Annotated in this window: 23 protein-coding genes; 13 read left to right on the forward strand and 10 right to left on the reverse strand. The window is 43.8% G+C overall.

The window, feature by feature from the left end; translation table 11 throughout:
- Window positions 1-466 precede the first annotated feature (466 nt).
- Complete coding sequence (locus F6K38_RS17795; RefSeq protein WP_008177667.1) at window positions 467-796, forward strand: hypothetical protein; 330 nt, start codon at window positions 467-469, stop codon at window positions 794-796.
- A gap of 48 nt (window positions 797-844) precedes the next feature.
- Window positions 845-1,423, forward strand: coding sequence for a hypothetical protein (locus F6K38_RS17800; RefSeq protein WP_008177665.1), 579 nt, complete (start codon window positions 845-847; stop codon window positions 1,421-1,423).
- A 150-nt stretch (window positions 1,424-1,573) separates the two neighbouring features.
- On the opposite strand, the gene F6K38_RS17805 is transcribed toward F6K38_RS17800, so the two are convergent.
- Together F6K38_RS17805 and F6K38_RS17810 are read right to left on the reverse strand one after the other, a co-directional pair.
- Complete coding sequence (locus tag F6K38_RS17805) at window positions 1,574-2,383, reverse strand: hypothetical protein (RefSeq protein WP_008177664.1); 810 nt, start codon at window positions 2,381-2,383, stop codon at window positions 1,574-1,576.
- A gap of 313 nt (window positions 2,384-2,696) precedes the next feature.
- Window positions 2,697-3,497, reverse strand: a complete 801-nt coding sequence (locus tag F6K38_RS17810; protein ID WP_044491798.1) for a type 1 glutamine amidotransferase — start codon at window positions 3,495-3,497, stop codon at window positions 2,697-2,699.
- A gap of 551 nt (window positions 3,498-4,048) precedes the next feature.
- Between F6K38_RS17810 and lgt the strand changes: the two genes are divergently transcribed.
- Complete coding sequence (gene lgt, locus F6K38_RS17815) at window positions 4,049-4,927, forward strand: prolipoprotein diacylglyceryl transferase (protein WP_044491795.1); 879 nt, start codon at window positions 4,049-4,051, stop codon at window positions 4,925-4,927.
- 323 nt (window positions 4,928-5,250) lie between these two features.
- Here the strand turns inward: lgt and proX are convergent, their stop codons facing one another.
- The 7 genes from proX to pstS (F6K38_RS17850) all read right to left on the reverse strand — a co-directional run bounded on the left by proX (window position 5,251) and on the right by pstS (F6K38_RS17850) (window position 14,244).
- Complete coding sequence (gene proX, locus F6K38_RS17820) at window positions 5,251-7,275, reverse strand: glycine betaine/L-proline ABC transporter substrate-binding protein ProX (RefSeq protein ID WP_229419066.1); 2,025 nt, start codon at window positions 7,273-7,275, stop codon at window positions 5,251-5,253.
- Between the two features lie 121 nt (window positions 7,276-7,396).
- Window positions 7,397-8,614, reverse strand: a complete 1,218-nt coding sequence (locus F6K38_RS17825) for a quaternary amine ABC transporter ATP-binding protein (protein WP_008177659.1) — start codon at window positions 8,612-8,614, stop codon at window positions 7,397-7,399.
- 131 nt (window positions 8,615-8,745) lie between these two features.
- The gene (locus F6K38_RS17830) at window positions 8,746-9,432 is read right to left on the reverse strand and encodes a Uma2 family endonuclease (protein WP_008177658.1); all 687 of its coding nucleotides are present in this window, start codon (window positions 9,430-9,432) and stop codon (window positions 8,746-8,748) included.
- A 61-nt stretch (window positions 9,433-9,493) separates the two neighbouring features.
- Window positions 9,494-10,708, reverse strand: coding sequence for an RNA-guided endonuclease InsQ/TnpB family protein (locus F6K38_RS17835; protein WP_008177657.1), 1,215 nt, complete (start codon window positions 10,706-10,708; stop codon window positions 9,494-9,496).
- 86 nt (window positions 10,709-10,794) lie between these two features.
- Complete coding sequence (locus tag F6K38_RS17840; protein WP_008177656.1) at window positions 10,795-10,956, reverse strand: hypothetical protein; 162 nt, start codon at window positions 10,954-10,956, stop codon at window positions 10,795-10,797.
- Between the two features lie 94 nt (window positions 10,957-11,050).
- Complete coding sequence (locus F6K38_RS17845) at window positions 11,051-13,006, reverse strand: iron uptake porin (RefSeq protein WP_044491786.1); 1,956 nt, start codon at window positions 13,004-13,006, stop codon at window positions 11,051-11,053.
- A 206-nt stretch (window positions 13,007-13,212) separates the two neighbouring features.
- A complete protein-coding gene (gene pstS / locus F6K38_RS17850; RefSeq protein ID WP_287251307.1) occupies window positions 13,213-14,244 on the reverse strand; it encodes a phosphate ABC transporter substrate-binding protein PstS in 1,032 nt (343 codons plus the stop codon).
- Window positions 14,245-14,759: 515 nt separating this feature from the next.
- Here pstS (F6K38_RS17850) and F6K38_RS17855 point away from each other — a divergent pair.
- Together F6K38_RS17855 and F6K38_RS17860 are read left to right on the forward strand one after the other, a co-directional pair.
- A complete protein-coding gene (locus F6K38_RS17855; RefSeq protein WP_287357063.1) occupies window positions 14,760-15,233 on the forward strand; it encodes a hypothetical protein in 474 nt (157 codons plus the stop codon).
- Between the two features lie 57 nt (window positions 15,234-15,290).
- The gene (locus F6K38_RS17860) at window positions 15,291-15,485 is read left to right on the forward strand and encodes a hypothetical protein (RefSeq protein WP_287263103.1); all 195 of its coding nucleotides are present in this window, start codon (window positions 15,291-15,293) and stop codon (window positions 15,483-15,485) included.
- On the opposite strand, the gene pstS (F6K38_RS17865) is transcribed toward F6K38_RS17860, so the two are convergent.
- Window positions 15,469-16,482, reverse strand: coding sequence for a phosphate ABC transporter substrate-binding protein PstS (pstS, locus tag F6K38_RS17865; protein ID WP_008177852.1), 1,014 nt, complete (start codon window positions 16,480-16,482; stop codon window positions 15,469-15,471). The genes F6K38_RS17860 and pstS (F6K38_RS17865) overlap by 17 nt on opposite strands.
- Window positions 16,483-17,571: 1,089 nt before the next feature.
- Here pstS (F6K38_RS17865) and F6K38_RS17870 point away from each other — a divergent pair.
- From F6K38_RS17870 to F6K38_RS17910, 8 genes are all read left to right on the forward strand, one after another.
- Window positions 17,572-17,766: a hypothetical protein gene (locus F6K38_RS17870; RefSeq protein ID WP_287357065.1), complete on the forward strand. Its 195-nt coding sequence runs from the start codon at window positions 17,572-17,574 to the stop codon at window positions 17,764-17,766.
- 36 nt (window positions 17,767-17,802) lie between these two features.
- Entirely contained in the window at window positions 17,803-18,204 is a 402-nt protein-coding gene (locus tag F6K38_RS17875; RefSeq protein WP_044491844.1) for a type II toxin-antitoxin system Phd/YefM family antitoxin, read from the forward strand.
- Window positions 18,110-18,697, forward strand: a complete 588-nt coding sequence (locus F6K38_RS17880; protein WP_165691858.1) for a hypothetical protein — start codon at window positions 18,110-18,112, stop codon at window positions 18,695-18,697. The genes F6K38_RS17875 and F6K38_RS17880 overlap by 95 nt, the downstream gene beginning before the upstream one ends.
- A gap of 958 nt (window positions 18,698-19,655) precedes the next feature.
- Window positions 19,656-19,895, forward strand: a complete 240-nt coding sequence (locus tag F6K38_RS17885) for a hypothetical protein (RefSeq protein WP_008177861.1) — start codon at window positions 19,656-19,658, stop codon at window positions 19,893-19,895.
- Entirely contained in the window at window positions 19,892-20,608 is a 717-nt protein-coding gene (locus tag F6K38_RS17890; protein WP_008177862.1) for a peptidoglycan-binding protein, read from the forward strand. The genes F6K38_RS17885 and F6K38_RS17890 overlap by 4 nt, the downstream gene beginning before the upstream one ends.
- A gap of 598 nt (window positions 20,609-21,206) precedes the next feature.
- On the forward strand, window positions 21,207-22,262 hold the full coding sequence (locus F6K38_RS17900; protein WP_008177864.1) for a DUF389 domain-containing protein: 1,056 nt from the start codon (window positions 21,207-21,209) through the stop codon (window positions 22,260-22,262).
- A 278-nt stretch (window positions 22,263-22,540) separates the two neighbouring features.
- A complete protein-coding gene (locus F6K38_RS17905) occupies window positions 22,541-23,245 on the forward strand; it encodes a DUF488 domain-containing protein (protein ID WP_008177866.1) in 705 nt (234 codons plus the stop codon).
- Between the two features lie 107 nt (window positions 23,246-23,352).
- Window positions 23,353-23,783, forward strand: a 431-nt coding sequence (locus F6K38_RS17910) for a DUF488 domain-containing protein (protein ID WP_287357067.1), incomplete at its 3' end; no start/stop codon positions are given.

The raw sequence follows: 23,783 nt of genomic DNA on the forward strand, positions 1-23,783 counted from the left end.
GGTGCGCTTTCCGTTGGCGAATTAAATTCGCCACGGGTCGCACCTCTGCATCGCTTACAAAGGGTGTGAGACTTTTGTCATGTCCTAACTGCCCTGGCGACTGCTATATATTTTATTCTATCCCACTCTCCCAGTCCGACCGTTGGTTGTTCTCGGACAAAAGATGATGTTAAACGTCAGGCAAGAAGATATCGATTTTGCCTGCAAGCCTTTTCCCTTTTCACCCTCTTCCATTTCTGGTGAGTGATTGGTATACATCAACTCAAACACAACAAAAACGCAATCGCAAACATCCAAACTTCATCCTTAAACTATAGCATCAATTCAGTAATTTTTCGTACACTTTAGGCGTTCGGTGAAGAGGACTGTGAACCATGAATAACCCTAGGATAACGACCGCCATTGATTACTGAATTGGGATCCTAGTAAGCCTTATTTCTATATCTCAATCAACTTAACTATACTTATGAACCATCGTTATTGGAGAACCTTTATCGAAGCAGCTGCTCTCACTACCTGCCTGATGTTTGTCAATGGGATTCCCCCAATGACTGAAAATTTTATCTCTGGAACCCTGATAAATAATAAGTTTTTCCAGAATTATAAGGATGGGGTTAAGGAAGTAGTCGCTCAACAATCTACTTACCCGTTGAATATTTCATCACTATCATTCTTAGGGAGCGTAGATAGTTTACCTGAAACCTTATGGCATGTCAAGTTTAACCAATTAACAGCATCAACGGTTAGCGGGGAATATTTCATTGATTCTGCCTTCAGCTTAGGAAGTTTTCAATGATGCTATTCATAGGTTTATTAGACTATAAATAGATAATCAGGAGTTAAAATGTTACAAGTGTGTCTACAGCAATCCTGGCCCCAGGATAAACCAATTAGCAAAATTATATTTCCAGCAATTTTACCAAGCAGCTTGGGAAATTTTGCCACCTTATGCTTGATGTTATCTCCAGAAGAAATTCAGTATTATCTATTCAGCAAGCCCCACAGTCAATTTGTCTTCATCAATTCGCCTCATCCGATGCTACTATGGGTTACTGTACTTCAGTCTAAAGCACAGGACTCTCGGTTACTCCCTTGTTATCTAGACTTGAAAACCTCGAAAGTTCAGACCATTACTCGTTGCTTAGCAGATAAAGGCTTCTATCGACTACTTTTGTTTTCCACTGAAGAACCACAACGCTGTAACCAGGTAATGACCGTAACGCTTAAACCCCAACAATGCCAAATGTTACAAGAGTCGGCTAATACTGGTCAAACCTCACAACCTATAGCTCAACCCATAGTCAGCAGACGCATACTAAAGCTCAAATTTGAACAACTAAAATCCCAACTGTTGAATAAATGGGATGCTCTGGACAGGTTTAATTACCCAACCCAGCCAGAACTTGCTCATTCCATTTCCTAGTTCCTAGCTTTTTATAACCTTAGGTAGTATTATATCATTGCTAGTATGATATAATTTACCGTTGAATACTTATCATTGTGGCCAGCTGGCTGATTAGTCATTAGTTATTCGGTACATATGACAAATAACAAACTAATTATCGAGATTTTCCTAATTGTTCACAATTGGCAAAAACTCCTTTCTCTGTGATGAATATTCCCAGGCAATTCCGTCTGGATCTTTACTTTGACTCCATTGTGAAAAGTCGGCATCAGATTTACGTTTACCAACTGTGCTGGCATGAACATTCAGTCGCTTGGCTAATTCGGCTTGGATCAGAGGTTGATAAACTTTCTTATCCTGCTTCTTTTTGACCCGGTTTTTTTGATCACCTGAAGCGTCAGCAGTCAAGGCAGCTAGTTTAGAGGCAACAGATTCTTGTGATCGTGGATTTTCTTGCAGTTTTGGGATGTCATTGCTAGAGAACTCATCTTGTTGGAGCTGTAGTTCCAAAGACGGGGTTGCTTGACTGGTGTTGGATTCACTCTCAGGCTCGAAGGAGGATTCACTTTCAGGGTCGAAGGAGGGTTCACTCTGATCAAAGATACTACCGAGAGCGCTAGCAGTCAGAAAGTAATAAACAGTGCCAATGTCATCATAGGTTTTACTCTGAGCTCCAAACTCCTCTGCCTTTTTGTCTAAATACTGTTTGGCTGCAGTTCCAGAAATATCCGCCTTGATCGACAAATCCATGGGTGTCAGACAGCCTTGGTTATCTTTAATCAGTTGATTGAAGAAGGGATTAACTTTCCGAGTCCACTTCTGCCATTGATATTGCTGCCAAAGCCTGATGATGATAATCAAGATTAGCATTGCCAGTACGATCGGCCATGCCTTTAGCAACAGAACCATCACCAATGCGAAGGGGATGATTAGAATGAGAATTCCAGTGGCACTGCTATCGATTACTTTTCCAGTCATCTGACTTTACGGGGTAGGGAAACCGCGTCTGTCTTGGTGCGCGTTCCCATGGCGAGGGAACCTCGCCGGGGTCGCACCGCTTTTTAAAGCGCGGAGGAACTACGAAACCAGCGGTTTTAACCGCCGTCAAAGAACCTCATCCCTCGCTCAAGTGCTTGGGAGGGGGTATAGTTAATAGTTTATTCGTTTACGAGGCATTGAGGGGCTATCCACTCAAGTCGGGACTGTGGATGATTAGTAATTGGTAAACATTTCTACTATTACCGATTACCGATTAGCCGTAAGAGTCACGACTTCTTGCTACTAGTCCTAGTCAACTCAGGTTAGTCAGGGCAAGACGTTTAAACATCGCCACCCTTGCCTTGGTTGCTAAGGTATCATCCAGTGGTTCTAAGGACACTGGTATATCATACTTTTGCTTGAGGGCAGTTTGGATCAGCCAATCAGCAAGAAAGGGGTTTTTCGGTAACAGCGGACCGTGGGAGTAGGTTGCGATCGCATTTCGATAAAATGCTCCTTCTGTGCCATCTTCCCCATTGTTACCATATCCTTTGACCACTTGAGCTAGGGGTTCGACATTACCTAAATAGGTACGACCACCGTGATTTTCAAAGCCAATCACTACTGGATTTTTCCCCAGCATAGCCTTTAAGTCTTGGGCTAGGGGTGATGCAGTAATCTCAAATACCACATTACCAATGCAACGGCGAGCATCTACGCCAGGATGCTTGCTGACCAAATCCAGCAACCCTAATCCCTGAATCCGCTTACCTAGAGCGGGTTCATAGTAGTTACCTAGCAATTGAGGTGAGCCACAGGTAAATACTCCCGGTACACCTGCTTCAATTTTTTCTTGTAGGGCATTGGCTTTGCTACCTTGTAAGTCTCGCATAACAATTTCTTGCTGTCTATCTTGAGCACCACCACCCATGAAGATATCCACTTTATAGAATTGCTCAGCAGGGGTTTGCTGATCCAGGGGGATTAGATTGACTCTAATGCCTCGCCACTGGGTTCGTTGTTGTAAGCAGATGACATTACCACGATCACCGTAGGTACTCATTAGGGTAGGGTAAAGCCAGCCTATAGTTAATTCTAGTTGTTCGGAATTCATCTTGGGTTGAAGGTGATTTGGTTGTTCGCCTTTGGTGTCCCTGGTTGGGTAGGTTGTTCCCGTAGCCTGGCCGAAAGGCCAAGGTGATTTGGTTGTTCGCAAAGCGTGACCGAAGGTCAAGGTTTTTATATGGACAAGTGACTTGCCATAATCAAGGCTGTTACAGGAATTTCTTTACAGCGCAAAACTTTGACAGCTATATAGTCCATTTATAATCTCTCATAGCAGTTATGGGAGAAGCTGATCCAAGCCTTTGGTTGGCACCATCGCATTCCAGATTAGGGAATGGTAGAGAGTTGGTCAAGTAATAGAAGTTGACAAAATTACCAAGACCTAGACCAAGCACTTGATCAGGATATTTCTATAACCTGATCACCCCATCATCTCATCATCTCATCACCCCTGAAGGCGCTACGGGAACCCTGCGCGAACAGTAGCGTTCCCGTAGCCCATTAGCTGATACGCGACACGCTGATAGCTGAATGCTTACCTTAACCGATGCTCTAGGGGACTACAATGAAACTTGTGGTTTGCTGCCTATGGATAAATCAATGCTGCAAGCAATCTCTGCTCTAACCCTAGGGTTCCAATTTACTTCTCCTGGGCCAATCATCGTTGAACTCGGACCCCTAACAATCCGCTGGTACGGACTATTGATTGCCTCAGCAGTGTTAATTGGAGTTAGCCTTTCCCAATACCTAGCCAAGAGTCGTAACGTTAACCCAGATTTGTTGGGCGACTTGGCTATCTGGCTGGTGATTTCTGCGATTCCTGGAGCCAGACTTTACTATGTCTTGTTTCAGTGGAAACAATACGCCCAGCGTCCAGACCAAATTATTGCGATTTGGAATGGTGGGATTGCCATTCATGGCGCTATCTTGGGTGGTATCTTAGCTGCAATAATTTTTGCCCGCCTCAATAAACTGTCTGTCTGGCTGTTAGTTGATCTAGTAGTTCCTTCCCTGATATTAGGTCAAGCCATCGGACGTTGGGGTAATTTCTTTAATTCCGAAGCCTTTGGGGCTCCCACGGATTTGCCTTGGAAATTGTATATTCCACTAGGACAGCGTCCCCTAAGCTTTAATAATTTTGACTATTTCCATCCGACTTTTCTGTATGAGTCTGTGTGGAACTTATTGGTCTTTGGGTTACTGATGACTCTGTTCTTTCGGGATTTACGCCGCAAACCCCATCTGAAGGTAGGGACGATGGCTCTAGTTTATATGGTCGCCTATAGTACTGGTCGCTTCTGGATTGAGGCATTGCGGATGGATAGTCTGATGCTCGGTCCATTACGCATTGCTCAAGTGGTCAGTTTAGTTGCGATCGCATTGGGAGTTGCTGGTTTAGGGTGGCTGTATTGGATCGGTCGGTCTTTGCCAGATGTTGTTCCAGTCGATAATCAGCAGTGGGATACGGTATCTAAATAAAAAAAGCCCCAGAGTTTATCTCTAGGACTTTACCAGGGTGCATCTACCACTTTCTTTTTACTGGGTAGATCAGGTTAATCCGGATAATTTGGGAATATAGCAATCTGTTATTAGTTGTGATAGTTGGAAGATGGGGCAACGGATCGTTCAAGGGGATGTAACCGATAGGTGAGTGTCTGGTAGTTGACCCAAGATACTTGCAGGTAAAGGGTAAAGGGTAAAGGGTAAAAGGTCGGGATTAATCACAAATACCAATTCCCCTTTACCAAATACCAATTACTCAACCTTGACAATATTAATGTTCTCGTAAATTATAGGAAACCTCAAATTCCAGAAGTTTCTCCAACTTTTCTAGCTTCTTCAAGCCAGCTATCAAACAACTTTTGATTCTTTTTAATCCATTCTTGGCTATGGCGACGGATATCTGCTGGGCTATCTTCCCCCTTTTTGGCCCGTAAGCTTTCAGCATTAAGCTCCTCAATCGGCATCTTAAATCGCTCAAACAAGTCTCTGGCTGCTGGGTTAGTTGCTAGGAATTTTTTGTTTGCCACAAAGCGGATCTGATCCACCGCGAATCCGAGATTTTTACCATCGATTGAAGTATGTTTTTCTGTCAACCCTTTCTGGGCTTCTGGTAGATTGGTTTGGGCAACTTCTAGCCAAACCACATCCTCACCTGGTTTTAATACCGTAGCCAGCCACAGAGGAGTCCAAGTGTAGTATAGGACTGGTTTTCCTTGTTTGTAGCGAGCAATGCTATTCGCAATTAGGACGCTATATTCTCCTTGGTCGTGTTCGACAGTATCCCTGAGCCCATAAGCATCTAAGTGATGCTCAATAACTAACTCACATCCCCAACCGGGAATACAACCGGCTAAATTTGCCTTACCATCTCCATCGGAGTCAAAGAGTTTGGCAATTTTAGGGTCTTTGAGTTGCTCTAAATTGGTGATCTTGTATTTTTCAGCAGTTTTTTTATCAATCTGATACCCTTGCAACAGATCAGAAACAATAACCCCAACTCGCTCTAATTTCTTGTCGCCACCATTTTTTTCAAAGAATTCTGTGTGCAACTTTTCCCAGTGGTTAGCGGTAAAATCGAGGTCGTTATTACCCAAAGCGATGTGGCTGGTAGTTGGCTGGAGTTGTTTGGGTTTTTCAATCTCGTAACCGAGCTTTTCCAGAGCCGTGTTAACGATGTGTGTCATGAATTGTGAATCGGCTAGATAACCATAGGTAGAGCGTACTTTCACCCCTTTCCCAGGTAGGGCTATTTCTGATGAGGTTAATTCGGTTGTAGCTTGGGGAATTTGTTGCGAGCTGATGAAACCCACAAGCAATGCCACTAAAACCATTGCAGCAACAGTAGTAGTCCCAGTCCGTGGTTTACTGGTTAACCTCAAACGCACAAAACCAATGGGTCCTCGCTCTAGCCAAGGGATTTGGTTGTTGCCTTGACTCACCACTTGAGTGATCCGGTCGAGCATCACCGCAATCAGAACGATGCTTAATCCTCCCACAGCAGCCAGTCCGACATTCACCCGACCGAGACCTTGTAAGACCATCTGTCCCAATCCCCCGACACCAATCATAGAAGTCACTACCGACATCGATAGTGCTAATAGGATCGCTTGGTTGACTCCAGCTAGGATAGTTGGCATTGCTAGGGGAATTTGCACTTCCCAAAGCATTTGTCTTGGGGTTGAGCCAAATGCGATCGCAGCTTCGACAACTTCTGTAGATACTTGTCGGATGCCTAGGTTGGTCAGGCGAATCAAGGGGGGAACAGCAAAGACTAAAGTAGCGATTACTCCAGGGACTGCACCAATGCCAAACAGCATTACCACTGGGACAAGATAGACGAATGACGGGAGGGTTTGCATGGCATCAAGCAGGGGTCGCAGGAATTTCTCGACGCGATCGCTACTAGCACAGGCAATGCCAAGGGAAATGCCAATGAGCACGCAAAAGACTACGGCTGTTACCACTAGCGCCAGGGTAGTCATTGCTTGTTCCCAAGCTCCAAAAAAACCAATCAAGGTCAAGGCAAAAAGGCTATAAATAGCAATTTTTCCCCCAGCAATTTGCCATACTATCAAAGCCAGAATAATCAGAAAAATTAGGGGAGGAATGGATAGGAACAGCGATTGTATCCCTTCCAGAGTCCAGGTAATGGGCAAGCTAATTGCTTGAAAAAAGGGACGGAAGTTGTCAACTAGGAAATTAACTACTGCGGTAATCCACTCGTCAAGGGGTAAGGTATAAAGCTCAAAGGGATTCAAGATAATATCTAGACCGACTTGGCTTGTTGCGATATTATTAAGGGATAGAATTAAATAATTGAACACAATACTATTCAAAGCAACACTCTTCTAGTATAGATTGTCAATTTATCTAGATATTTCGTTTTTAAGCATTCAGCTATCAGCTATCAGCTAAAGGCCAAAGGCCACGCTACTTGAGGTGCTATCAGCTGTTGTCTTGGACAAGCTTTTGAGGTTTGCCAATACTAGCGATAAGATCAGACTGTTCGACCATTCCTTTGAATGTACCGTCAGTATCGACTACAGCAACAGGAAGTCCGTCTCGGTAGAGGTGAAATATATCTTCTAGGTGGGTTGAAGGGTTGACTGTGGGGAAGTCCGTTTCCATCACTTCAGTAATGTCTTCGCTTCCTTTTTGGAGGACTGCTTCGAGCCATTGTTTCTTGACAATTCCAACAGGTTTGCTGTGTTCATCGACAACATAGATTTGTTGGAGGTGATGGTCTATCATTTGTTCCAGTCCAGCTCTAGCAGAGTTTTCTTTAAGAACTAAGGCAGGGGTTTGACGAGCAATTGACCCAGTTTTTAGGACTTGGGCGCGGTTAACATCTTGGATGAATGCACGGATGTAGTCGTCAGCTGGTTGGTTAATCAGTTCTTCTGGTGTGCCAATTTGGACAATATAACCGTCTTTCATCACCGCTATGTGATCGCCCATCTTGAGGGCTTCTTGAATATCATGGCTGATAAATACAATGGTTTTGTGCAGTTCTGTCTGAAGTCGCAGTAATTCATCCTGCATGTCCCGCCGAATCAGGGGGTCGAGGGCGCTGAATGCCTCATCCATAAGTAAAATCTCGGCATCTGTGGCTAAGGCGCGGGCTAAACCCACCCGTTGACGCATCCCACCACTCAGAGAAGAAGGTAAATAATCGGCCCATTGGGATAAACCTACCACTTCTAAGGTTTCCAGAGCTTTTTTGCGGCGTTTGGCTTGATCTATCCCCCGAACCTTGAGACCATACCCGACATTTTCTGCAACTGTTTTGTGGGGAAATAATCCAAATCGCTGAAACACCATTGATACCTTGCTCTGGCGAATCTCTCGCATCCGCTTCTCATCAACATGGGCAATGTCTTCATCATCGATATAGATATTGCCGCTGGTGGGATTAATTAAGCGGTTAATACAGCGAGCTAGGGTGGATTTCCCGGAACCGGATAACCCCATTACCACGAACAATTCTCCTTTATTAACGGTCAGAGAGACATCGGCAATGCCTAAGACTTGACCGGTTTTTTCTAAGATAGAATCCCTACTCCCACCTTGGCGAAACAGTTTGAGGGCAGCTTGGGGTTTCTCTCCATAAATTTTAATCAGATGTTCAATACGAATTTTGGGGTTTGAATTAATAGTAGTCATTAGTTATTTTGGAAAAGGGTAAAAAGATAAAATTATAAAAGGTGATTCGGAAAAACCCCTAGTTTATAACAGTTACTCAGTCTGCTTTGCACTGATGCACTCAGCACTTTTTATGGCCATTCACCTTAAATTTAATCTGGGTCAATCCCTGCCTGTCGCAGTCGTTCTGCTAATTTTTCAGCTCGTTGTTCAGCTACTTCAGCTCGTTGCTCAGCTGCTTCTTCTGGTAAGGGAACTAGATTCCCATCCCGGTCATAAAAGCGCAGCCATACTGCTGAGGTTTCCTCAATGGTTCCAGACCATTGTCCCAACCACAAGCCTAAGGGCTGACACCATAGCCACCCTTGTTCATTTGGGGTTAGCTCCTGGTAGCCATTGTCTATATCTAAATACCATCCTTGCAATGAATCTGGGTCAAAGGGTTGGTAGACAAAATAATTTGGAGTGCGGAAGGTCTGGCAGTAGATGCTCTTCTTTTTACCTGTATCAACTTGCTTTGTGGAGGGGGACATCAGCTCGATGATCACATCTGGGTAGCGACCCTGTTCTTCCCATACTACCCAGCCAAGACGTTCTCGGCTACCGTCTACATTCAAGACTACAAAGAAATCTGGCCCGCGAAAGTCCTGGTTTCGTGCTTGTTCACTACTGAAGTAAACAAACATATTGCCCCCAACAAAGTAATCGTCTCGGTCAGCTAAAGCAACGCGCAGTGAACGGATGAGGGCGTTCATGGCTATGCGGTGGCGGTCACTCTCCAAAGGTTCTCCATCATCAAAGATTAAATCCGTTGGTGGCATGGGGGGCTCCCAATCCATACTATCGGTTGCAGTTGGCGATACTGCTTCGGTCTTGGTTATGCTGTTGACACTCCCCGTCCTACAAGGACGAGGATTCTTTCTTCCCAGGGATTCCAATGAACTTGCCCTCAGAAAGCATCTTGACCGTGTGCCCCACGGCTGCAAGTCCGCGTATAGCGATTATTTGAGCAGCTGCCACATCTCTGTCGGTTGTGTAGCCACAATGTTCGCAATGATGTATGCGCTCAGCTAAGGTCTTTTTGCCAGTTTCAGTTAAACAATTGGGACAAATTTGGCTAGTCTTTTTAGAATCTACTTTTTGAAAATAGACACCACGATGGGCGCAACACTGCTCTAATATCTTAAAAAACTGTCCCCATCCCGCATCTAGACAGTGCTTTCCTAGCATTCCCTTAGCCAATCCTTTGAGATTTAGATCTTCAACAAAGATCATCCCAGCCCAATCGCAAAGATTATGAGCTAATTTCCAGTAATAATTTTTTCTAATGTTAACGATTCGTTCGTGTAGCTTGCTGACTTTTGCTTGTGCCTTACAACGGTTGCTACTTCCTTTACGCTTTCTGCTTACCCTCTTTTGCAGCAATTTAAGCTTGCGTTCGAGACCCTTGAAAGGACGTGGATTAGGAAATAACCTCCCGTTACTAACAGCAGCAAAATGTGAAATTCCCACATCAATGCCCAAGGGTTCCCCATGAGGCATAATCTGAGGAACATCAACATCCCATTGCAAAGTCAACATCACATACCAGCCAGTAGCACGTCTGACCACTCTGGCTTGTTTAACTACAGCATCAGAAGGTATTTCCCGTGATTGCCGCATCTTTACCCAGCCAATTTTGGGCAATTTAATTTTTCCAGATTCAACTGGTTTGACTCCTAGTTGTGGAAAAACAAAAGATCGCATTTGTCCCTGCTTCTTAAAGCGAGGAAAGCCATGACCTTGTTCCCACATACTAACAAAAGCTTTTTCTAGCCTTTTGAGCGTTTGTTGTAAGACATGAACTTGAACAGCTCTAAGCTCTTCAATAGCTTTTCTGGCAGCGGTTAACCCACGGCATTGACTGGCATAAGTAGGACGGGTTTGCTCTGCTGGAATGATGTATTCACTACGAACAGAGCAAGCATTAACCTGACAACTACGAGATTTATACCAATCCTTCCTTTCTGCTAGTGCATAGTTATAGACTTTGCGACACTGTTCAAGCCAGTTTTCAAACAAAGATACTTGCTTAGCGGTAGGTTTTAATTTGAACTCGTAGGTTAGATTGAACACTTTACTTGCCTCCTTAATTCAAGGATATCACATTCTTGAATTAACGCCCATCCTTAATTCAAACATAAAATCTTTTTAAAGCCGCCCTAAAAGGGCGGGGCTTGAAACCCAATATTTTTGGTCATTTTGTCAACTTCTATGGCTTGCTCCAACACCATGATAGTCCAAGATAGTTTGATGGCTGGCTCATGGGTTCGCGTAGCGGCTCGTACCGAGCATCGCGTAGCGTGACCGTAGGTAAATCCCATTTACTATGATGCTCTAATCATTGTCAGTGCTAGGGTTTTGAGCATAAACCATTAACCCTCAAGCTTTGTCATCGAATAATAATCAACCAATGCTCTAGAAATTAAACTGGGTTCGGAGCAGTCCAACCCCAATGGTGTCATTTTCATCATTGTGTTCTGGATCGATAATCACCAAAACACCAGGAGTGATAAAGATTCTATCAGTCAGTGGGTAGCGATAAGACAGTTCAAGATGGTATGATACATCGCGATCGCGACGACCAGCAACATCATTACTAGCTAGTCTTGGAGGCATGCCAACAATGAGATTCAACTGGCTGCCTAGTTTTCCGATGTCTGGGAAAGCGGCGGTAACTGCCCAGCTCCAAATATCTGCTTCTGATCCGCTTGACACATCGAAACCATTGTTATTGTTAATGCTTGAGGATTCTGCGATCGCATTGCTATAACCAAGCCAACCGCCTAGGGTAAAGCGATCGCTAAATCGATAGCTAGTCGATACACCTAAGCTATTTGATGAGGTTGCTGTATTTGAGCCAAAGGGAGATTGAGCGAATTGGCTACCGAGAAACGATGCAGTATTGGCTGTTTGAGGAGAGTAGTACCGGACATAGGTCAAGGCCATACCAAAACGATCAGAGGGAGTAAGGGTCACCTGAGCCAAAGCACCAAAGGCACCATTGAACAGTCCAAAGTCTGAATTAGAGGCAGAACCAGTGTAATAGGCTGCTCCAGTAGCAATCAGGTCATTGAATTGATAGTAGATTCCAGCACCAGCACCAAAACCCAAGTCGTAGATGTAATTATTGAATCCAAAACTGGAAATGGAAAATGCTGGATTGAGGGCGGGAATCAAAGCAGTTGCTCCCTGACCTGCTGCTGCTATAGATACCAGACCTTTATTACCTAGGGGAAACCGATAGAACAGCTGGTTTAATTTAACATCATTGCCGGTATTAGTGGCAAAACCAAACTTGGTCATGGCTGTACCGGTGAAACCAGTGCTAAAATTACTGGTATTCCCTGCCCGAAGTCTAGTGCGCAAAAGGTCTCGACCGGTGAAACTGGTGTCGAAGTTGAGAATTGCCCGGCCTCCCAACAGAGTATTAGTATCATCAAAATCTTCTGTTGGGCTTTGACCAGAAGGAACTGCTTTTTTCCCGCCAAAGCCAGTAGCTAGAGCAATATCTACACTCCCACGCAATATAGTAGTAGTCGAGAACTGATGGTCTTCTAGGAAAGTCACTCGCCCTTCCAAGTTATCGACCCGAGCCTGTACAGTAGCTAATTCACCACTGAACTCTTCTTGTAGCCTTTGCATTGCTGCTAAATCAGCTTCGGTTACCAAGTTGGCTGTTTTACCAATAATCATGGCATTCACCCGATTTAGGCAAAAATTCAAGCCAAAAGCAAACTCGTAGCGAGTCAGGGCACGGTTACCGCGATAGGTGTCATCCTCGTAACCAGTCAGGCATCTATAGCGCTTCAACAAAGACTGTAGTGCTTCGTAAGCCCAATCCGTAGGTTGGACATCAGACAGTTCATAAACTGGTGTTACCCGCTCCATTGGTCCATTACTCAACGGGTCTGTCACACCTAAGTTTTGGGATATATCTAAACTATTATCTGGACTATTATCTAGACTATTGGAGTTAGTCTGGGTAGATGGCATGTCTAATAGTTTAGAAATCGGTGCTACCTGACCCATAGACGGATTACTCACAGTGTCTGCCATCTCTAGGTCTGGCGGTGACTCCAGACTAGTCAAGCTAGCTGTCGATATCCCATAATTAGGAATAGACGTAGTAGTCTTAAACTCCAGTTCATCGTGGAATTGGTCGGTTAACTGAGGAGTTTTTGGGGGAGTTTTTAAGTACTCTCGCGCTATATATTTCGGTCTGGGATTAAGATCTGACCTATCTGGTGATGGTTTAGGGTCTATGGCAGTCAAGGTTTCTGGTTCGCTATCAGCCATAGCGGGGGTAATGGTTACCAAATGGACACCAAGTACTATCGGTGTCAGTGGTAATCCACCGCAAAATTTTTTCACAACTCTCCTCACACAACAAAAATAAAAGGTATAGCGCTACGCGCAATGGCATTGGCAAGAGGCAAAAGGCAAAAGTTAACTACAAGAGCTTTTCAGCTTTTATCTATGTCAAACACCTTAATGCGTAGTGCTATAAAAGCTCGAAGGCTATACCACACCGATAACAGCGATACACCGATACCAAAGTACTTTTGACTTTTGTCCTTCTATGGAACAACCCTGATGTTGTTATTCACAGCTTCGATGGCTCGATTAGCAACATCTTCGGGTATCCGAGTGTACTGTAGATCTTCGTTCAAGTCTTGACCCTCAGTCAGAATCCAATTTATCAGGTCTTTAACCCCTTGGGCTAGTTCTGGTTTAGGATACTTTTCGTAGAGAAACAGCCAAGTTATACCTACAATTGGATAACCCTGTTCTGGGTCATCTATATTTTCGATGGTGAAGTCCTCATTGAACTGCACATTGCCTAGGGCTTTATTGGCTTGATCAACGGTAGGCTTGACGTAGCGACCAGCTCGGTTTTCCAGCCTGGCCATCGGTAGGTTAAGCTGTTTAGCATAACTCGCCGGTACATAGCCAATGGCACCGTCAATTCGCCTAACTTCGCTAGCTACTGCTGCATTTCCCGGAACACTAGAGAAGACCTTAAAGCCCCAATTAGGTCTTTTACTTGCTCGGATTCTGCCATTAGTAATTTCGTTCAAATATTTAGTAAAAATAAAGCTAGTGCCGCTACTGCCTGAGTGGACAACTACTTGGATTTTCCGGTTTGGCAGGCGGGAGTTAACCTGCTTCCAATTAGAAATCTGACCTGAAAAAATTTTACCGAGAGTGTCTCGGGATAGCTTAACATCGGTGGTTATTCCTTGAAGATTATAAACGACAGCCAAAGACCCCCCAGCCGTTGGTACCATCAACAAACCCCGTTTCATGGAGTTTCTCTCTACAGGAGTTGGAATCACATTGCTCGCTCCGAAGTCAACGGACTGATTCAGAAATCGTCTAATCCCACCACCACTGCCAATGGCACTGTATTTGAACTTTACATCTGTTTGTTCTTTTTGTTTTTCTTCTTGGTATTCTCTAAAGTAACGGCGATAAAGGGGTTCAGGAAATGTAGCTCCCGCGCCAGTGAAGGATTGAGCGATCGCACCACTGATAGAACCAAAGCCAACGGTTAGGGTTACTGCTGTTGCTGTTAAAACCTTTTGCCAAAAAAATTGATAGCCAATCATTAATGTATCCTTAATTTATTCGTAAGTATTCAGCCGTCAGCCGTTGGCCTTTGGCCACGCTACTTGAGGTGCCGTCAGCCGTCAGCCGTGAACTTATTTTATTAAAAAGCACCTCGATTAGCACCATCTGTAGCGCATAAAATGTTGGCCTAGCCTGATCTACGGCCAATAGCTGATAGCTGTTCGCGTAGCGTGCGCGTAGCGCTTAAGCTGATAGCTGATAGCTGATAGCTTACATTTATTCTAGTCTTACAATTGTCAGTATTCTTAATCCTAGAGATTACGCGATCGCGTTAATCATCATATAATTTATATGACGACCATTTAAAGTCTAAAGTTTCGCCAATTTTACTGGCGTTATCAGTGGGCAATCAAGTGGGCAATCAAGTGGGTAATCAAATTTCTTTCATCAGAGACTGTACCAGAAAACTCCAAGCCAAGTTTAATGCTATTTTACAAGAAAGCAAACTTTTTTTTGGTGTGACATGGAGATGAGTTTACTGCGAAAATTTAGCTTGACACTGGTTTCATTCCTTGCACTTAGTCTCCCAGCTGGCAAGGCATTTGCCCAAAGCTTTGGGGGGATATATCAGGAGATTTCTATCTCTGAAGTGCCAGCTCCTGCTATCACTGCGGCCACTGTTGCTGCTGGTGTCTCACCCACGGATGCAGCAATCGAGATTGGGGCTGATGGCAAGCTAATCTATGGACTGAGTGGTCAGAACTCCCAGGGTAACCGCTTTGAAGTGGATGTCAATGCCATTGGGGAAATTCAGCAGGTTGAAGAAGAAATTGACCAGAGTCAGGTACCCCCACCAGTACTCAAAGGTCTAAGAGTCTGGCTACCTGACTTCCAGCCTACTGTGATTAGGAGGAGCGTCCGGGCCACAGACGTTATATACGAATTCAATGGTAAGGATGTGCAAGGCAACAACCTTCAAATTGAAATGCCCTCTAAGGGTGGCAGGTTGATACTATTTACCTATTGAACCAGGGACTAACTTTACTGTGCTTGGTGTAAACCGGGTGCATCTCATTAAAGCTGTTTGACCCGGTGGCTGGAACGGGCATCTTGGTGGAACGGGCATCTTGGTGGAACGGGCATCTTGGTGGAACGGGCATCTTGGTGGAACGGGCATCTTGGTGGAACGGGCATCTTGGTGGAACGGGCATCTTGGTGGAACGGGCATCTTGCCCGTTACAATAACCCACCCTACTCCACTACTATGAACCAACGGTGATGTTTTGATTCACTGCTTGAATGGCTTGGCGAGCAATATCCTCTGGAATCCTGGTGTACCCTAGTTCCCCGTTGAGGTCCTGACCTTTAGTGAGAATCCAATTAACCATATCTTTTATCCCCTGGGCTTTGGCCTGATTGGGGTACTTCTGGTACAGTAGCAGCCAAGTTAGACCCACAATTGGATAACCATCGGCTGGATCGTTAAGTTTGAGGGTGAAGTCCTGGTTAAACTCCACATTGACCAGCCCTTTACTGGCTTGGTCAAGGCTAGGCTTGATATAGCGACCCTCTTGATTTTCAATCCTAGCGCTAGGGAAGTTGTTTTCTACAGCATAATTAGCCTCTACATAGCCAATGGCACCGTCAATCCGCCGCACTTCCCCAGCTACTCCACCATTTTGAGGACGGCTTGAGAAGACCTTGAAGCCCCAATCTGGTGTTGGGCTAGGTTTGATCAGACCATGGGTAATCGCACTCAAGTACTTGGTGAATATGAAACTGGTACCGCTACTATCTGAGCGCACAACAACTTTGATGTCTCTTCTGGGCAGGTAAGTGTTAACTTGCTTCCAATTACCAATTTGACCAGTAAAGATTTTCCCTAAAGTATCGCGAGATAGTCTGACAGAAGTCACTACACCTTGGAGATTGTAAATGACTGACACAGCTCCCCCCGCTGTTGGCACCATTTGCAAGCCCCGTTTCATCTGACTTTTTTCCTCATCGGTTGGGGGCATATCAGTGCCAGCGAAATCAACAGACTCGTTAATGAATTCCTCAATACCAGTACCACTGCCAATGGTACTGTAATTTACATTAACGCTGGTTTCTTGTTGGTATTGGGAAAAGTAACGCTGGTAAAGGGGTTGGGGAAATGAAGCACCGGCACCAAACAATGGTATTGCACTTGCTGCCTTGAGTGAAATCAATACAATGGCAACTGTAACTGTTAAGGTTATCAATGTCCGACGGGACTTGATTACAGCTAAAATCATTTGTCTAGAAATATTAAGAATAATTCAAGGGGTAAGCTATCAGCTAATGCGCTACGCGCACCCTATGGGAATAGCTTATGGTCATGGGAAAACCATGACATTTAAATTTTTGTTAAGTGATTCAGGATTAGCTCCGACCGCACCTTAAGTGAAGCAGGGATGATAGTTGCTGGAGTTATGGGATTGACCGTAGGTCACGCTACGCGATGAAGCTTCGCTTCCGCTAAAAGCGATCGCTTTTGTAAATGTTGCGTAGCTGGAGTTATGCGATTGGCCTTTGGGCCACGCTACGCGATGAAGCTTCGCTTCCGCTAAAAGCGATTGACCGTCGGTCACGCTTCGCGATCGCATGATCCTTCTTAAACAAATTATTAGCTGGAATGAAAATCAAGGGTAAGCACAGTAAGAAGAAGTCGTCACCTGGGCAGATTAGTTTTCTGGAGAGCCTGTGCCAGGTATCGGAAAACCCGGAAGTGCAAGAAGTTGCGGAAAAGTTCGTTCGTGCCAACTCTTTCAAGCCTTCTACTTAAATTTGCACTTGTTTAAATTTATGCTATTCTGTTGTATGTGGTTCTTCTCCCACCCACACCCCAACCCTCTTCCTTAATTAAATTTGTGGGTGTCGCAAAATATATAAATCTAAAATATATAATAGAAAATTAATCAATTAGAAAATTAATCGAAAAATATACGTCACGAAAAATTAAATCGAAAAATATACGTCACGAAAAAATATACGTCCAGGAATCGAAAAGTCCCCCGAATCCAAAAGTCCAGGAATCGCGAAGCGGAATCAAAAAATCTTTATTTATTTCATAATTTCCCCAATCGCGAAGCGGAATCCTGCTGTCTGGTAAATTTAATTCCGCACCGAATCGCGAAGCGGAATCCTGTCTGGTAAATTTACAAAGTGTCGTCAAATTCCGGAATGGCGGCGTCCACGAATTGTTAATCGTGGCCGACTGCTGACAGGCAAACCACCCGAGGCAAACCACCTCTCTCCACTAAATTGCCAACTTATTGGAAAAGTTGGTGCGGTTGTTGTGGTGCGGTTGGTGCGGTGGGTAGATAAAATTAAAAGTGTCTTAGTTGCCTTCGCCTCGTCTTCGTGCCAACTCTTTCACCACCCCTCGAAAATTTGCTATATTGTATGTGGTTTCTTTCTCCCGCACCTTGAAAACCCGCCAGAATTACTTGCCTCAGCGCGTTACCAGACACCACAAAAATCGAAAATTTAATACCTTTAAGGGAGTAGCGGCAGAAAGAAATCCGTTTGGTGGCTAGCGCTTGGTGTATTCGGCACTTGAAATGGAGTACCTCATGAGAGGCTCTCGTCTAGAAGTAGAAGTTAATACTTCTCAATTACTTCAGACGCTGGACAGCTGCCTTGAGTCAGCTAGCCAGGGTCAGCCCCATATTATCACCAAAGATGGTGAACAGTATGCGGCTGTCATTTCAATGCCTGAATACGCCCAGTTGCAGTACTATCTTCGGCTTTTGGATTCAACCGCATCACAATTGTTGCAGGAAGCTGAGGATAAGGCGTTGGACTCTGAAGAGTTGTTAAGGAATCAGTCTTCTCCTCAAGACAGCCGACCATTGGGGACTCCTTCTGAAGGAGCTCAGAATGAAGATTGCCGTCATAGAAACAGAACAAGTCCGCTGCGTCAGAAGTCATTTACCTCCTCAGTCCTACACCGCCTATCGAAACTTTTTAGATAGGTTGCGCAAGGGCGAAAACATAGTAGGAGAGAGGCCAGTACCCAATTTCCATAGACCTAACTGCTATCATTTCCAGCTGTCTACGGGAGATTTGATCATTTATTGCGTAGAGCACAAAAGGATTTTGTGGTTTGAATTAACTGAGATAACTGTTGAGGTTTTGTTTCCCAAGGAAAAGGTTGATCAAATAGTTACTCTTGCTCTTGCTCTCATGCACTCTGACCCTGCCAGACCGCCTCAAAATTTACTGCAGCAATTCCTGAGTTCGAGTATATCGATAGCAGATAACTCTCAACGCCTAATTTTCGCTGTGCAATTAGGAACGAAACTTGTGGAATTTATTCTGACTATTGGTATTGTCATGTTGATGCTTTTGCCCCAGTTAACTTCTAGTCCACTGGAAGAAAAAATTCAGCCACCGACCTCTGAGTCTGGGGCAGTTACAGAGGAACGTGATCAGCTCGCTGATACTGAAGACAATCGCAGTCCTTGATCTTACTCTTTTGGAATCTTTACCCTACTTTGGTGATTATCCATTTATAAAAATCGACCTACCAGTAGTTTATAAAACAGATTTTTAAGGGAAATATATTAAGAACAAACGTCATCCATAGTCTAATATGAATATATGACAAATAAGAAAGCGATCGCGGCAGTTTGTAATGGTGCGATCGCTTTCATACAGCTTTTGAATAAAAAAGTAACCATTTGTTTAGTATGAGTGACGTTGCTGAATCTTTTTTTGAATAGGAGTAGAGTGGGCATCCTGCCCGCTCGAAAATAAGCATGAAACTGGCAAGATGCCAGTTTCACGCAAGATGCCCATTCGACCTCACTCTTAAAATCATTCCATTATTAAGCAACGCTGTATTAATGAGTCATTAGTAAATAATCACGATTCGGGATTATACTTAACCTAGACACAAACCGTTACATCTCGAAAACTACTTCTGTCCTATTCCCTTTTGCCTGTTCAACACATCTGGCCTAACCTTTAATTATATCAAATCTAATCACAAATTCGTTCGATAAAAGTACCCCAAAGGGTACTGTCAAAGGATTATTGTATTGCTCATAATCAAAATAGCACTGAAATATTATTGCACCTAAATAGTTAGGGTGGGCAATTATTCCACTCTAAGATTAAGCTAGGGATAACTTAATATACCCTTCAGCTATTAGCTATCAGCTATCAGCTATCAGCCATTCGCGTAGCGTGGCCTTTGGCCAAGGCATGTGGCCAGACTACGGGAAAAGTTTATGCCCATAGCGCAAAATACTTGAGCTGCTTTTGAATAAAATAAGCTGACGGCTGATCACTGACGGCTGTTCGCGGAGCTTGCGCGTAGCGCTATATTGCCGAAGCTACGGCTAGTGACAGTGGTGCAAGATTTCAGGGAAAGCAACTAAAGTAAACCATTGAGTTAGGTATATATCCTAAATTTATAGTTATGAAAGACTATAGCACTCTCGAAAGCAATCTCGAATCAGAACAAACCGATTTTTGTGAAGATTGTCACCAAATTAACCTGATAGATAATCAACTTGAAACCCTGATCCAGACACAAGCGATCGCAAAAAATCGATTAACTACTGTTCGACAGGCTCCTGGCTGCTCTACTTCTGTTCTCCGGGGACTAGACCAGCAGCTGATTGATGAAATGAAAGCATTGCACCCAATAGCTTGGTGAGTTTTGCCGACCTAGATGTGGCTAATGGTCCAGCAGTTCACCCTTTCCTTCAGGCAGCAGCTCAGCAGTCCCTGGCACGGGCAATTAAGGCTCGTGGTCGCACCCTTTCGGTAAATTCTGGTTACCGAACTATTGCTCAGCAACTAATGCTATTCAATCATGGTAAAGTTAGACGGTGTGGTATTCGTTTGGTGGCCCCTCCTGGTAAAAGTGATCACCAACGTGGTTTAGCAATAGATATCAATGACCACCAAGGCTGGAGACCCTATCTAGAGCGGGAAGGGTGGAAGTGGTTTGGACCTGGAGACGAGCCTCACTTTAACTATACGCGCAGAGCAAGACGAGACCTAGGTCGTCTTGCTATAAAAGCGTTTCAGCGACTCTGGAACCAATATAATCCGGACAAACCCATTGCTGAAGATGGGATTTTCGGACCAAATACTGAAGCGCGACTGAATCAAGCCCCCATAGTTGGCTTTGGAAAAACTAACGAATCTCTTCCAGAGAGAAGACTCAGCCTGACTAAACCTTATCTCGAAGGTGATGATGTTCGCGAACTTCAGGAAGCTTTAGTTAAAGCAACTATTACTGTCGAAGTAGATGGCGTTTTTGGTCCGGCTACTGAGGAAGCTGTTAAGGAATTCCAGAAGCTCAAGGATTTAACAGTAGATGGGATTGTCGGACCTGCCACTCGCTCGGCTCTGGGATTGTGACGTTATAGCAAGAGAAGTATAGTTTACGACATAGTATTTCGGTTTAAAGGGAACAGGGAATAGGGAATAGGGAACAGAAATATGTGTTAATCTTTACTTCGACTGCTATATTTGTGAACTTATTATCTCTCTTCTGCCTAGAGTCACAGAAGAGAGATAAAATCAGATCAGTAAAATTAAGATTAAGTCTACAAACCAGTTAAAGGTACCAACTACTAAGCCGAAGCCAGTGCTTGCGATCGCTTCTGCTTGTGCCTGCACTCGTGCCAACAGTTGAGAGCCTCAGATCCGGACATCAACCGGTAAATTGCGCTGATTAACTCACCCACATAGCTTAGAGCACTAAGGGTTACCGATCCAGTTATTAAGATTAGTAGCCAATTGATCAATAACTGTTGAATTAGTGAAAAAATAGAATTCATTGACAATCGTCTCATTTAATAGTAATGACTGGTAGGAGGAGTAAGGTTATCTAATGATTATCCGATCTACCAGTCAGATTGTGAAGTCGTTAATTTTACCTTACTTAGTGTCAATTGTCAATACCTGTTGGTAAAAGATAATTTAGCTCAATAGTCGGGAGCATCGTCTATTATCTATGGAAAAGGAAAACCAAAAGAATCAAAAGAATCAAAAGACTAAAACTAGAGTCTCCAAAACCTGGAATCTTGTCAGGAACTTTGGCTTAAAGGCAATTCCAATTATGATGGTAAGGAATTCTCTGTTTGAGGAATCAGAACTTACCCTCAATTTCTTAGTCTTAATCATTAGCTCTTGCTTAATTGCTACATTTGGACTAGTGCTCGACAGTGCTGCGGTGATTATTGGAGCGATGATTATTGCTCCTCTGATGTTGCCTTTAAGAGGATTGTCCTTTGCTACCTTGGAAGGAGATTGGCAACTGTTACGGCGTAGTTTTGTTTCTATTGCTGTAGGCACCCTACTGGGGATAAGTTGTTCTTGGTTAGTTGGTACAGTTATCGGATTCCCTGAATTTGGAGCCCAAGTTTTAGCAAGAACTCAACCTAATCTGATTGATTTACTAGTTGCGATCGTGGCCGGGGGAATTAGTGGTTTCTCTAAAATTCGTCCGTCTTTAGAAGATGCGGTACCAGGGACAGCAATTGCAGTAGCCCTCATGCCTCCCCTTTGTGTCGTTGGGTTAACCCTATCCCAGGGAGAATGGGCCTATAGTCAGGGCGCATTTCTCCTCTATATTACTAACCTGATTGGGATTAACCTAGCTTGCATGATCGTCTATGTCTTTAGCGGGTATGCTCAGAGTACTGAACTCAGCCGGTCTTTAAACTGGGGATTCTCGTTAGTGCTGATTGCTGTATTAGTCGTGCCCCTAGGACTTACCTTTTGGGACGTGCTTGAGCAAGGAAGAGTTGAGGAGCCAGTTCAGGAATTGATTAATAAGAGTCGAGTGTTTAACAAACCAGGTATAACAGAAGTTTCTACTTGGAAGATCAATCGGAAAACTAATCCTCCTTCTATCGAAATGGATATCCGTTCAACAAAACCGATTACATCGGAACAGGTACAGAGGTTTGAGGATTCGGTTAATATTAAGCTAGGTAAACCCTTTAAAGTGAGAGTTGAGGTTACTCCATTTATACCAGTGGAATCGCCTAATCCTAAACCTAATTAACTTGAATTGGAGTAAGCATTCAGCTGTCAGTGGTCAGCTGTCAGCCTAATGCTTACAGCGGTTTTAAATTCGGTCAGGTACAAAGTTATGGGTTTTAGGGAGCAGGGAATCGGGAATCGGGAATCGGGAATCGGGAATCGGGAAAAATACTGTGTACCTCACTTATGATTATAATTGCTATAATTTGAGCATAGTTTACCTTAGTAAAACGGATCAAGTGATATTTATTTGATGACATAAAAGGACACAAATAATGGCAATAATGGAGCTTTTTGGGGATGATTAGTAAAATTAGTAATACTGGTAGTAATACTGGTAAATTATTCACTATTGGTCATTCTAATCTCAGTATTGAAGATTTTATTGCTTTACTGAAGCAGCACGAAATTACGGCGGTGGCTGATGTGCGATCGCATCCTTACAGCCGTTACTTACCTCATTTTAGTCAAGCCCCCCTCAAGGCTGAACTATTGTCGGCAGGAATTCGCTATGTGTTTCTTGGTAAGGAGTTGGGGGCAAGACCGGCTGATCTCAGTTGTTATGTTGGTGGTAAAGCGTTATATGAAAAAATTGCGGCCACTGACCTGTTTTCAGCGGGTCTTAAACGGGTAATTCAAGGGGCTGAAACTTACCAAATTGCCTTGATGTGTGCTGAAAAAGACCCGATCACTTGCCATCGGACAATTTTAGTCTGCCAACATTTAGTGAAATCCGGGTTAGAGATTAATCATATTCTCAATGATGGCAGCTTAGAGTCCCATCAGGATTTAGAAGAAAGGCTGCTCAGCTCTCATGGGTTAAATGATTCCCAAATCAATCAACCGAAGCAACTTTCCCTATTTGATGACCCGACATCTATGGATAAGTGGGAGAATTGCTCTCGGGAGGATAGACTTAAGGAAGTTTATCATAGGCAAGGGGATACTATTGCTTATCAAGTAAGCAGTCAGCAGTCAGCAGTCAGTGGTCAGCCTAATGCTTGAAATAAACCTTTCGTAGGGTGGGCATAGCGCTATAGCTGATAGCTGAGAGCTGATAGCTGAGAGCTGAGAGCTGATAGCTGATAGCTTGCCTTATCAAGACCCTGACTATGAATAAAACTATTAATTTATTTACAATTGGGTTTACTAAAAAGAGTGCTCAACAGTTCTTTGAGCTTCTGATTAATGCTGGAGTAAGACGAGTTATCGATACGAGACTGAATAATAAATCTCAATTAGCTGGTTTCACAAAAAAGACGGATTTTGAATACTTTTTGCAGCAAATTGGGAATATTGACTATATACATCGTCTAGAATTGGCTCCGACCAAGGATATCCTAAATACCTATAAAAAAAATAATGGCGATTGGGAAACCTACGAAAAACAGTTCTTACAATTAATTACAGAGCGTGAAATCGAAAAGACAGTATCACCAGATTTATTAGATGGTAGCTGTTTGCTGTGTAGTGAACCTACTCCCCATAACTGTCATCGCCGTTTAGTAGCAGAATATCTGAGTCAAAAATTGGGAACTATAAA

The sequence above is a fragment of the Moorena sp. SIO3B2 genome, from assembly GCF_010692525.1.
GTDB lineage: Bacteria > Cyanobacteriota > Cyanobacteriia > Cyanobacteriales > Coleofasciculaceae > Moorena > Moorena producens.

Bases quoted from the DNA above. Each gene is read 5' to 3' on its own strand.
- F6K38_RS17875 (WP_044491844.1), top strand. From the start codon at position 17,803: ATGAGAGGCTCTCGTCTAGAAGTAGAAGTTAATACTTCTCAATTACTT.
- F6K38_RS17905 (WP_008177866.1), top strand. From the start codon at position 22,541: ATGATTAGTAAAATTAGTAATACTGGTAGTAATACTGGTAAATTATTC.
- pstS (WP_287251307.1), bottom strand. From the start codon at position 14,244: ATGATTGGCTATCAATTTTTTTGGCAAAAGGTTTTAACAGCAACAGCA.
- F6K38_RS17825 (WP_008177659.1), bottom strand. From the start codon at position 8,614: ATGACTACTATTAATTCAAACCCCAAAATTCGTATTGAACATCTGATT.
- F6K38_RS17795 (WP_008177667.1), top strand. From the start codon at position 467: ATGAACCATCGTTATTGGAGAACCTTTATCGAAGCAGCTGCTCTCACT.
- pstS (WP_008177852.1), bottom strand. From the start codon at position 16,482: ATGATTTTAGCTGTAATCAAGTCCCGTCGGACATTGATAACCTTAACA.
- F6K38_RS17840 (WP_008177656.1), bottom strand. From the start codon at position 10,956: ATGGGATTTACCTACGGTCACGCTACGCGATGCTCGGTACGAGCCGCT.
- F6K38_RS17810 (WP_044491798.1), bottom strand. From the start codon at position 3,497: ATGAATTCCGAACAACTAGAATTAACTATAGGCTGGCTTTACCCTACC.
- F6K38_RS17830 (WP_008177658.1), bottom strand. From the start codon at position 9,432: ATGGATTGGGAGCCCCCCATGCCACCAACGGATTTAATCTTTGATGAT.
- lgt (WP_044491795.1), top strand. From the start codon at position 4,049: ATGCTGCAAGCAATCTCTGCTCTAACCCTAGGGTTCCAATTTACTTCT.
- F6K38_RS17885 (WP_008177861.1), top strand. From the start codon at position 19,656: ATGAAAGACTATAGCACTCTCGAAAGCAATCTCGAATCAGAACAAACC.
- F6K38_RS17800 (WP_008177665.1), top strand. From the start codon at position 845: ATGTTACAAGTGTGTCTACAGCAATCCTGGCCCCAGGATAAACCAATT.
- F6K38_RS17880 (WP_165691858.1), top strand. From the start codon at position 18,110: ATGAAGATTGCCGTCATAGAAACAGAACAAGTCCGCTGCGTCAGAAGT.
- F6K38_RS17805 (WP_008177664.1), bottom strand. From the start codon at position 2,383: ATGACTGGAAAAGTAATCGATAGCAGTGCCACTGGAATTCTCATTCTA.
- F6K38_RS17900 (WP_008177864.1), top strand. From the start codon at position 21,207: ATGGAAAAGGAAAACCAAAAGAATCAAAAGAATCAAAAGACTAAAACT.